Here is a 742-nt window from a genome sequence, read left to right as displayed (position 1 = left end):
TCGTTTTAATGTGTTACAACGGTTCGTGTATGATTAGTTGCGGACTTTTCCAACGGAAAATGTCCGCCTGACTATAAAGATAATTGATTGCAGGAAATTCACTTGTTGAATTTCCGACCGCAATTAATTATACACCGTGTTGGCAACAGTATTTTTTATATTAAACATAGTTTGGTAATAAACTCCAAGGACTATTGCCAGTCTATTCTCAAATTTCTTCATGTCATGCTCACTTGTCCTATATAAGGGATTTTGCGCAAGCCTTGGACTTAAACGATATTTTGAATTAGCATGCAAAAAGCTTCTAATTCCATCCAAATCGGTTGATTTACCCAGACAAGTCGAAAATTCCTTACCCAATTTCACTCTTACAGGGTTCATTGAATCTACATTAAATAACTTTTTTTCTAAGTCCATATTTCTTTCCGAACGATTTGATTCTGTCCATAAATCCATTTTTCGAATTTTCAATTCCAACGAGTCTTGAAAAAAATCCATCGGTAGTTTTTTGTTACTCCAATCCGAAATGAAATCGAAATAGGCTGCTTCTTTTGAAACATTTGGATATTTTTTTTGAATTTTCCATTCAAATAGGTCCACGGCCTGTTTTAGAGTTTCACTTTCCTTTTTTTCTACGCATTGTTTTGCAGAGGAATCAAATCCCGATTTACAAGCGCAAAGGCCAAAAAATAATATGAAAATGAGTTTTTTCAATATTGTTGCCAACGGTTCGTATAACCGT

At 34.4% G+C, this 742-nt stretch carries 1 protein-coding gene; it reads right to left on the bottom strand.

Annotation, left to right across the window (positions count from 1 at the left end; all coding sequences use genetic code 11):
• Window positions 1-123 precede the first annotated feature (123 nt).
• On the bottom strand, window positions 124-742 hold a 619-nt coding region (locus tag AWN68_RS11160), incomplete at its 5' end, for a hypothetical protein (RefSeq protein WP_221405721.1).

This window comes from Roseivirga echinicomitans (genome assembly GCF_001592935.1).
GTDB classification, from domain to species: domain Bacteria; phylum Bacteroidota; class Bacteroidia; order Cytophagales; family Cyclobacteriaceae; genus Roseivirga; species Roseivirga echinicomitans.
The sequence above is the reverse complement of the archived record's forward strand: the minus strand, read 5'-3'. Positions and strand labels throughout refer to the sequence as shown.